This window comes from Salidesulfovibrio brasiliensis JCM 12178 (assembly GCF_001311825.1).
GTDB lineage: Bacteria > Desulfobacterota > Desulfovibrionia > Desulfovibrionales > Desulfovibrionaceae > Pseudodesulfovibrio > Pseudodesulfovibrio brasiliensis.
Genome location: NZ_BBCB01000099.1, coordinates 1 through 9,542 on the forward strand (window position 1 = coordinate 1; position 9,542 = coordinate 9,542).

Below are 9,542 nucleotides of genomic sequence, written 5' to 3' on the forward strand. Positions count from 1 at the left end.
CCACCGTGGGGCGGCACTTGGCCGGATCGTCGATCTTCACGCTGGTGGTGCCGAGGATGGAGACCGTGCCGCCGGGAACGAGGATGTCGCCGTCGGACGGCGGACGCAGCCGGTTGATGACCCGGCGCGAGAGGCGCTCCTGCGTGACGAGCAGCGTCCCCTGCGAAAACATCATGGCGATCTCGGCCCCGGCAAGGCGGGCGATGCCATCGGCCCACGCTCCGGCAGCGTTGATGTACTGCTCGGCTTCCACGCGCGTCTCCTCACCCGTGTCCACGTCGCGGCAGAGGGCGGCGTTGATACGGCCTCCGGAAATATCAAACCCCACCACCTCGGTCCGGCGCAGGTACTTGCTGCCGTTATGCATCTTGGCGTGGGCGATGTTTTCCAGCGAGAGCTTGAACGGGTCCACGGACGCATCCGGCACCTCGTACACGGCGATGGTGTTCTCCGCCAGATTCGGTTCCTGCTCGCGCGCCTCGGCCGGGTCGATCTCCCGGCAGTCGATGCCACAGGCGTCGCAGTGCCCCTTGTAGTCGGCGATAAATTTCTCGTCATCGCCCTCCACGGCCACGAAATAGCCGCTTGTCTCCTCGATGCACTGGGGGGAGAGCTTCTTGAGGATGTCGCCCTCTTCACGGCACTCGGTGGCCGCGTGCGGGTCGTTGGAAACGTAGCGGCCGCCGCTGTGCAGCAGGCCGTGGTTGCCGCCGGAGGCCCCGGCGTTGACGTCGGAGCGGTCCACAAGGACGCAGTGCACACCCCGAAGCGCCAGATCGCGCATGACCCCGGCCCCGGTGGCTCCGGCGCCGATTACCAGCGCCTGCGTCCGAATGGTGGTGTTGTTTGCCAAAATGCTACCCTCGCAGGTATATAATTCATCTATTCATCGGGAGTGTACCCGACGGACGCGAACCATGTATAGTAAATGTCGAAACCCCGCAAGTCCGACACCGGACCGGGGCAATTGGCCATTCAATACTTGCCCCCCGTCCGCCCTTGCAGTATGAGCGGCCCGTCGGGGCAATGAAACGCCCCGGCCCAAACGGAGAAATCTCATGAAACGATACGGCAATTCCTTCAAGGAACAGGCGCTGGCCCTGCTGCCGGGCGACGCCAACTACGACATGTGCCTGACCTGCGGCCTGTGCTCGTCCGGCTGCCCCGCCACCGGGCTGGCCGACATGGACCCGCGCAAGTTCCTGCGCATGGCCGCGCTGGGCATGGACGAACAGCTCGCCACCACCGACTGGGTCTGGATGTGTACCATGTGCCAGCGCTGCACGCACGTCTGCCCCATGAACATCGACATCCCCAAGCTCGTCTACCACGCCCGCACGCTCTGGCCGCGCGAGAAACGCCCCAAAGGCATCATCGGCTCCTGCGACGTGGCCATGAAGACCGACACCGGCTCGGCCATGGGCGCACGACCCGAAGACTTTGAGTTCGTGGTCGAGGACATGCTCGAGGAAGTGAAGGAAACCCAGCCCGAACAGGCCGACCTGAGCGTCTCCATGAACCGTACCGGCGCAAAGTTCTTCCTCAACCAGAACTCCCGCGAGCCCATGACCGAACCGGACGAAATGGTGCCCCTCTGGAAGATTCTCAACGTGGTCGGCGCGGACTGGACCTACAGCTCCGTCGGCTGGGCCGCCGAGAACTACTGCATGTTCGCGGCAGACGAAGAGGCTTGGGAAAAGATCGTTCGCACCAAGGTAAAGGCTGTGGAAGACCTGAACTGCGAGGTCTGGCTCAACACCGAGTGAGGACACGAATTCTACGCAGTCCGGGCCGGACTGCAAAAATTCGGCATCAAGCCCTCTTTCAGGCTTGAGAGCATCATCCCCCACTACGCGCGCTGGATTCGCGAAGGCCGCCTTCCCGTCAACGCCGACTGGAACACCACTGGCGTGACCTTCACCGTGCAGGACCCCTGCCAGCTCGTGCGCAAGTCCCTCGGCGACGACGTGGCCGACGACCTGCGCTTTGTGGTCAAAACCGTGGTGGGCGAGGAAAACTTCATCGACATGCACCCCAACCGCTCCAACAACTACTGCTGCGGCGGTGGCGGCGGCGCGCTTCAGGGCGGATACCCCGAAGAACGGCGCGAATACGGGCGCATCAAATTCCGGCAGATCGAGGCGACAGGCGCAGACTACTGCATCACCCCCTGCCACAACTGCCACTCGCAGGTGCACGACATCACCGAGCACTTCGGCGGAGCATGGCACACCGTCCACCTCTGGACGCTCATCTGCCTCTCCCTCGGCATCCTCGGCGAAAACGAACGGGCCTACCTCGGCCCCGATCTGGCCGAACTCGGCCTTTAGGCTGCGGAAAACAAAAACATAAAAGCCCGGCCAGCAATGTTGCTGGCCGGGCTTTTTTATTGCCTCCGGCGGCTCAAGAACCTTTTTGCAAAAAGGTTCTCAAGACTCTCCAAAAACTTCTGGTTGGGCGTTGCCCACGCTAGTGACCAATTGTCCGGGCCAGGCCATTCGTCGGACTCGGCGAAGTTCTGGTTGTCATATTAATCATACTCGCTGGCTTTCATGCCCAACCCCGCCATACGGAGTGCGCTGCCCGCCGGAGGCTTCTTCTTTCGGCTGGAGCTACTTCTTCCACCGCAATCACAAAAGAAGCCACGAGTGGCTTCCGCTACGGACATGCCGCATTTTTCAGCATGTCTTCGACGATTTTCTGCGCTATCCCGTCCTGCACGACCTTCCTGACCGCCTCGTCGAAACGAAGAATGAAATCATTACGCCACGGTGTCTCCATGTCGGAATAAGCCAAATATCCGGACTCCTCTCTTACCGTTGCCACATGCCGGATTCCTATGGATTCAAAGCTGGCCGCCCCCGTAACTTCTCTCAGGACCTGCGATAAAACCAGTTCATCGTTGATGTAACAGTCGAGATGTCCTTTCATAAGCTTGAGCAGATTCAACTTCGCCTTGGAGGTTTCATCCAAGGTTATGTCCCCTTGACGAGCGAGGTCTCGCACTTCACTGCCGCCTAGCAGATACCCCTTGTTGTTCCCGATCCTGAGCCCTTTATAGTCACCCGGCCAGTTGGGACGGGATTGCTTCATGACTTCGAAACGACAGTATAGACCGGTCCTCTCGGTGAGAAGCGGCAAGGAGTACCGTACCAGATAGGGCCTCTCTTCCGGCCGATAGTACGGAGGGAATATGGCAAAAATTTCTTTGTATTTTGCATAATTGAGCAATCGCTTCCAAGGAAGGAGACGGATTTGAATAGAATACCGTGGCATGAACCCGTCAATAGCCTGCAAAAGTCTTACATACGCCCCGCGCGGCTCGTCATCCGCAAGATAGCAATATGGCGCGTAGTCTTCATCGCCATATACTTCCACCGTAATAGGACCGTCTGCCTTGCAGTTTCCGGCCAAGCCCCAGAGAACCAAAGCCATAACCAGCAAACAGACGTACCGATATAAACGCAAGTTGCAACTCAACATACAATGTACCGCATTTTGCACGCCATGACTGGCTACAGAAACGATACACTTGGCCATGATTCGAATACATTATTTTATAATACGCGCTCTATGCCGAAAAAACTCTTTAAAAAACCACCGGCAATACACCGGACTAGAACTCGTTGCAGCAGCCGGAGTCGTTGCTTCCCGCGGCCATGTCGGCGCAGAGGATGAGGTCGCTGCCTGTCGGATCGTGTCGGAACACGCGCACATGCGTCATGCAGCGATTGCCCGAGGCGAGGGAGATGTAGGGACGGGTCACGAAATGGCGCAACCCTGCCCGGATGGGAATGTAATAGTCCTTGAGGGAGTGGTCGGCACCGGCTTCGGCCGGAGCATAGAGGATTCTGCGACTGCGCATGAGCACCGCCGGGTCGCAGATCGTTCCAGAAACCTGTTTGCCGCGCATGTCGAGCACGTAGAGGCATTCGAGGTCCGGGCCTTCGTCGATGCAGCGGGCCAGTTCGACGTCCAGCGTTTCCAGTGATGCGTCGGAAAGGCGCATGCAGAGTGAAAGCATGACCGCGTCGCGGGCTGCGCTGCGTTCGTATTCGCCGCTGACTCGCCGCGTGCTGCGGGCCTGATGGCCGGACGCGACTTCGTCCACCATGCGCAGCGCGCTGCGATAGGTGGGCGACGGCGTCTCCGGCACCGCATAGAGGAACCCCTGATGCAGGTCGATGCCGCAGTCCAGCACGCACAGGGCCTCCTCGGGCGTTTCGACTCCCTCGGCCACCACCAGCGCGCCGATTCTTGCTGCCAGCCGCACGAGGCAGCGCACGACTTCCAGTTTGTGAAAGTGATTGTGGACCCCCGAAATCAGGGAGCGGTCCAGCTTCAGGACATCCGGTTTCAGCAGCGGGATGCGGTCGAGGTTGGAATGCCCCGCGCCCACGTCATCCAGTGCGATGATGAATCCGCGCCGTCGGTAGTAGTTGACGAAATGCAGGAGCGCCGGAAGGTTCGTGGCTGCTGATTCCACCAGCTCGATGATAACGTTGTGAGGCTGGATGCCTGCGGCGCGGGCGGTTTTCATCAGGGCGTGGTTGCCCGAGGTGCTTTCTTCGAGGGTTGAGACGTCCACGTTCATGGACATGATGAGGGCGGGATTCTGCTTATGGACCGGGGAGAAGGTCTCCAACGCGCGCTCCCTGCAGAGCCGGTCGAGGTCTCTCCGGAGCGTTCCCCCGGCGTTTCCGAAGAGGAGCGCCGGGGGAACCGTCTCGTGCGTTTCCGGATCAAACCCTCTTGAGAGGGCTTCCACGGCGAACACGGTACGCCGTGATATGGAGACGATGGGCTGGAAGAGAGTTCTTACCGAATCGGACTCGAGAATTTTCCGCACATCGGGGAACCCGCCTTCCATAACCCATCATTCCTTTTTTAGATGTTGCAGCTCAGCGGCCTTAGAGGATGCCGTCTTCACCGGTTCTGATGCGGATGGCCTTGCCGAGGTCGAGGACGAAGATCACGCCGTCGCCTTCCTTGCCGGACTGTCCGGCGGCTTTGATGGCTCGATGGCCGGGTCGAGGAAGGTGTCGTTCACGCCGATCTCGAGGCGGACCTTCTTGAGCAGATTCACTTCCATGGCCACGCCGCGGTAGGTTTCGGTAAACCCTTTCTGGCGACCGGAGCCGAGCACGTTGGTCACGGTCATGGAGTATATTTCCTTGGCAAAGAGGGCCTGCTTCACGTCGTTGAGACGTTCGGGCCGGATGTATGCAATTACCAGTTTCATGGTTCTGTCTCCTTTTGTTTCGGTTTATATCCCGCTCTATTCCGTGGTGAAGAGCTGGAAGCCGTTGTAGGATTCGGAACCGTGTTCCGCGATGTCCAGACCCTTGAGTTCCTCGTCCTTTTCCACGCGCAGGCCCATGAAGCCCTTGAGGATGGAGAAGACGACCCAGCCGACGCCGAAGGCCCACACGAAGAATGCGCCTACGCCGATGAGCTGCACGCCGAGCTGGCCGAAGCCGCCGCCGTAGAAGAGGCCGCCATCAAGGTTGAACAGGCCGCAGGCAAGGGTGCCCCAGGCACCGCACACGCCGTGCACGCTGGAAGCGCCGACGGGATCGTCGATCTTGAGAACCTTGTCGATGAACTCGATGGACAGGACCACGAGCAGACCGGAAGCGAAGCCGATGAGGATGGAGCCGGTGGGGGACACCGTTGCACAACCGGCGGTAATGCCGACCAGACCGGCGAGCGCGCCGTTCATGGTCATGGAGATGTCGGACTTGCCGAAGCGGAACCAGGAGATCAGCATGGCACCGAGCACGCCCGCACCGGCGGACAGCGAGGTGTTCATGGCGATCAGGCCGATGGTATCGTCAGCAGTGGTGGTGGAGCCGGCGTTGAATCCGAACCAGCCGAACCACAGGATGAAGACGCCCAGCCCGGCAAGCGGAATGTTGTGGCCCGGAATGGCCTTGGCTTTGCCGTCGGCAGAGTACTTGCCGATACGGGGCCCCAGTGCCATGGCACCGGCCAGAGCCAGCCAGCCGCCCACGGAGTGGACCACGGAGGAGCCTGCGAAGTCGCAGAATCCGAGACCTTCGAGCCAGCCCGCGCCGGCGTCGCCGAGCCAGAGGCTGCCCCAGGCCCAGTGGCCGGAGATGGGATAGATCAGGCCGGTGACGAGCGCGCTGACCACGACATAGGTGCCGAATTTGGTGCGCTCGGCCATGCCGCCCGAGACGATGGTGGCGGCGGTGGCCGCGAAGACGCTCTGGAAGAACCAGAAGGTGTAGGTCCAAGGCAGGTCACCTTCGGCGGTGCCGCCCAGACCGAATCCGGAGGTTCCGATGAACCCGCCCATGTCCGTGCCGAACATCAGGCAAATCCGAACAGGAAGAAGATGATGGACCCCGCCGAAAAATCGAGGAAGTTTTTCATCATGATGTTACCGGCGCTCTTGGCGCGGGTGAACCCTGCTTCGACGCAACCGAACCCTGCCTGCATGAGCATGACCAGAATGGCGGCCAGCAGGGTCCAGAGAATGTTGGCGTTGGACTGGGTCAGGAACTCCGCGTCCCCCGCATGTGCCCACGCGGGGAGGAACGTGGCGCTCATGACAGCCGCGGCTACGGCATAACGGGCAGTTTTGCCGACCGGGTTCCGCAGAATTGAAAGCATAGCGATCCTCCTTAAAAAAATCGTTGAAGTTGCCCCTCCTAAGGCAAGGACGATGCCAAACTTGTAACAACCCGAAATATAACACTATTAAAACAAAAGCTCTCAATCGCAACAAATCATCAAATGACATTTTTGGAACACAGCACCCCATCGCTTCCGAGCAATTTCACATAAACAGCAAATTTGAGAGACTTCGCAAGGAGTCAGATTTCAACCTGTTCCGTTTTTGTAAATATGCACTTAGTAAAAAAGCCTATTGACAGCCCGAGCGGATTTCGCATAGTCAATGGGCATGAGTAATTTTTCCCTTAACAACACCCTCTTTTCCTACCTGTATTTTTGGTTTTGGTACGGACGCGTCCGCGGATCCGAGAGGGGTGTGTTGTAGCAGGGAAAACCTGAGAACACCCACAAAGGGGCCGCGGGCGAACAGCCGGCGGCCCCTTTTTTTGGTCTAAAGGACGAGGGAGCCGGTCGTTCACCAAGGCCATAAGCAGCAAGGAGCAGCATCATGCATCTCGCAAAGCCATCCGGTTGGAGAGAATCTTCAACCGCAACACGGGAAGAACCATTGTCGTCCCCATGGACCACGGGGTCACTGTCGGCCCCATCGACGGACTCGTGGACATGAAGGACGCGGTCTCGCGAGTGGTGGAAGGCGGGGCCAACGCGGTCATCGAACACAAGGGACTCGTTCGATGCGGCCACCGCGCAGAAGGCCGGGACATCGGCCTCATTGTCCACCTGTCAGCCTCCACATCCATCTCCCCCTTCCCCAACGCCAAGACCCTCGTCGCAACAGTTGAAGACGCCATCCGCCTCGGAGCCGACGCCGTAAGCATCCACTGCAACCTCGGCGACGAAACCGAGGCGGCCATGCTTCACGACTTCGGCAAGGTTGCCTCCCACGCCTCCAACTGGGGCATCCCCCTGCTGGCCATGGTCTACGCCCGCGGCCCCAAGGTGTCGGACGAGTACGCCCCGGACGTGGTGGCCCACTGCGCCCGCGTGGGGACGGAACTCGGCGCGGACGTGGTCAAGGTCTGCTACACCGGCGACCCGGAAACCTTCTCCAAGGTCTGCGACGCATGCTGCATCCCGGTGGTCATCGCGGGCGGCCCCAAGCTCGACTCCACCCGCGACTTCCTGCAGATGGTGCACGACTCCATCGAAGCGGGCGGCGCGGGCCTGTCCGTGGGCCGCAACGTGTTCCAGCACAGCGACCCCACCCGCCTCTGCGAAGCCCTGAACATGGTCGTCCATCAGGACGTCTCCGTGGACGACGCCCTCAAACACGTCGGCGAATAAGGATCACACGCACATGAAACGCATCATCTTCAAGGCCATCCCCTTCGACAAGAAGCTTTTGACCCTCGCACTGGAATCGGGCGTGGACGCGGTCCTTGCCGACGCCGACAAGGTGGACGACATCAAGGCCCTCGGCCGGGTGGAAGTCCTCACCGAGAAGGACATGCCCACCGTGACGCTCACGGAAAAGGCCGACGAGGAAACCGCTGTCCAGCGCATCATGTCCGGTGAAGCCGTGGTGCTGGAAAAAGGCTGGGAGATCATCCCCGTTGAAAACATTCTGGCGCAGGTCACGGACGTGGCGCTTGAGGCCGAGAACCTCGACCGCGCCCGGCTCGCCACAGGCATCCTCGAACGCGGTGCCGACACCATCGTGGTGCTCCCCGAAGCCGCCGCCGACCTCAAGGCCATTGTCTCCGAACTCAAACTCGCGCAGGGCACCGTGGAACTCACTCCCGCAAAAGTCACCAAGATTCAGTCCGCAGGTCTCGGCCACCGCGTCTGCGTGGACACCATCTCCATGCTCAAGAAGGGACAGGGAATGCTCGTGGGCAATTCCTCCGCCTTCACCTTCCTCGTGCACGCCGAAACCGAATCCAACCCCTATGTCGCGGCCCGGCCCTTCCGCGTAAACGCCGGAGCGGTGCACGCCTACTGCAAGATGCCCGGCGACAGGACCAGCTACCTCGAAGAACTGGCTTCCGGCACGGACGTGCTCATCGTGGGCGCGGACGGCAAGACCGGCATCGCCACCGTTGGCCGCTGCAAGACCGAAGTCCGGCCCATGCTGCTTATCGAGGCCGAGACCGAGTCCGGGACCAAGGGGCAGGTATTCCTGCAAAACGCCGAGACGATCCGCGTGGTTTCCGCTGACGGCGAGCCCGTGAGTGTGGTAACGCTCAAGGAAGGCGACACGATCCTCACGGCCACCGACGAAGCGGGCCGCCATTTCGGCATGCGCGTCAAAGAGGAAATCAAGGAAGGCTAGTCATGGAGCGCGAACTCGATCTGGATACCCTGCGCGAGCGCATCGACGAGCTGGACAAGGAGCTCATCCGCGCCCTCAACGCACGGGCCGAGGTCAGCCTCGACGTGGGCCGCTGGAAAGCCCGGCGCCATGAGCCGATCTTTGCCCCGTTCCGCGAGCAGGAGGTCATGAACCGGCTTGCCCACGGCAACCCCGGTCCCCTGCCGGAAAAACACCTGCGGGCCATCTACCGCGAAATCATGTCCTCGTCCCGGCGGCTCCAGCGGCCGGAACGCACGGTCTATCTCGGGCCGGAGGGCACCTTCTCACACATCGCGGCGCTGACCCACATGGGCCACTCGCAGCACCTCACGCCCAAGGAAAATTTCGAAGACATCTTCCGCGCCGTTGCCGACGAAGGAGCCGAGCTGGGCGTTGTCCCGCTCGAGAACTCCCTTGAGGGCACCGTGGGACAGGTCGTGGACCTGTTCATGAAGTATCCGGTCTATATCCAGTCCGAGTTGTATATTCGCATCAGCCACAGCCTGATGAGCAAGGCCGACGGCCTGCAGGCCATCCGCGAGGTCCACTCGCACCCGCAGCCGCTGGAGCAGTGCCGCGACTGGCT

7 protein-coding genes and 2 pseudogenes are annotated in these 9,542 nt (G+C 60.7%); 4 read left to right on the top strand and 5 right to left on the bottom strand.

All coding sequences use genetic code 11. The features are described from left to right. The coding region (locus tag JCM12178_RS15500; RefSeq protein ID WP_369404542.1) for an FAD-dependent oxidoreductase at positions 1-853 on the bottom strand (853 nt) is incomplete at its 3' end. Between the two features lie 205 nt (positions 854-1,058). On the opposite strand from JCM12178_RS15500, the gene JCM12178_RS17990 reads away from it, so the two are divergent. Next, a complete protein-coding gene (locus JCM12178_RS17990; RefSeq protein WP_083465989.1) occupies positions 1,059-2,330 on the top strand; it encodes a (Fe-S)-binding protein in 1,272 nt (423 codons plus the stop codon). A 328-nt stretch (positions 2,331-2,658) separates the two neighbouring features. On the opposite strand, the gene JCM12178_RS15515 is transcribed toward JCM12178_RS17990, so the two are convergent. The 4 genes and pseudogenes from JCM12178_RS15515 to JCM12178_RS15530 all read right to left on the bottom strand — a co-directional run bounded on the left by JCM12178_RS15515 (position 2,659) and on the right by JCM12178_RS15530 (position 6,639). Next, positions 2,659-3,540, bottom strand: coding sequence for a substrate-binding periplasmic protein (locus JCM12178_RS15515; protein ID WP_083465990.1), 882 nt, complete (start codon positions 3,538-3,540; stop codon positions 2,659-2,661). A gap of 76 nt (positions 3,541-3,616) precedes the next feature. After that, the gene (locus tag JCM12178_RS15520) at positions 3,617-4,849 is read right to left on the bottom strand and encodes an EAL domain-containing protein (protein ID WP_245628816.1); all 1,233 of its coding nucleotides are present in this window, start codon (positions 4,847-4,849) and stop codon (positions 3,617-3,619) included. Between the two features lie 61 nt (positions 4,850-4,910). Further along, positions 4,911-5,242 (bottom strand): annotated as a pseudogene (locus JCM12178_RS15525) (P-II family nitrogen regulator). A gap of 36 nt (positions 5,243-5,278) precedes the next feature. After that, a pseudogene (locus tag JCM12178_RS15530) lies at positions 5,279-6,639 on the bottom strand (ammonium transporter). Between the two features lie 489 nt (positions 6,640-7,128). On the opposite strand from JCM12178_RS15530, the gene JCM12178_RS15535 reads away from it, so the two are divergent. The 3 genes from JCM12178_RS15535 to JCM12178_RS15545 all read left to right on the top strand — a co-directional run. Continuing rightward, positions 7,129-7,947 (top strand): 2-amino-3,7-dideoxy-D-threo-hept-6-ulosonate synthase, encoded by an 819-nt coding sequence (locus tag JCM12178_RS15535; protein ID WP_054652706.1) that lies wholly within the window; start codon positions 7,129-7,131, stop codon positions 7,945-7,947. A 13-nt stretch (positions 7,948-7,960) separates the two neighbouring features. After that, entirely contained in the window at positions 7,961-8,935 is a 975-nt protein-coding gene (locus JCM12178_RS15540; protein WP_054652708.1) for a 3-dehydroquinate synthase II family protein, read from the top strand. Positions 8,936-8,937: 2 nt separating this feature from the next. After that, positions 8,938-9,542, top strand: a 605-nt coding sequence (locus JCM12178_RS15545; protein ID WP_172677165.1) for a prephenate dehydratase domain-containing protein, incomplete at its 3' end; no start/stop codon positions are given.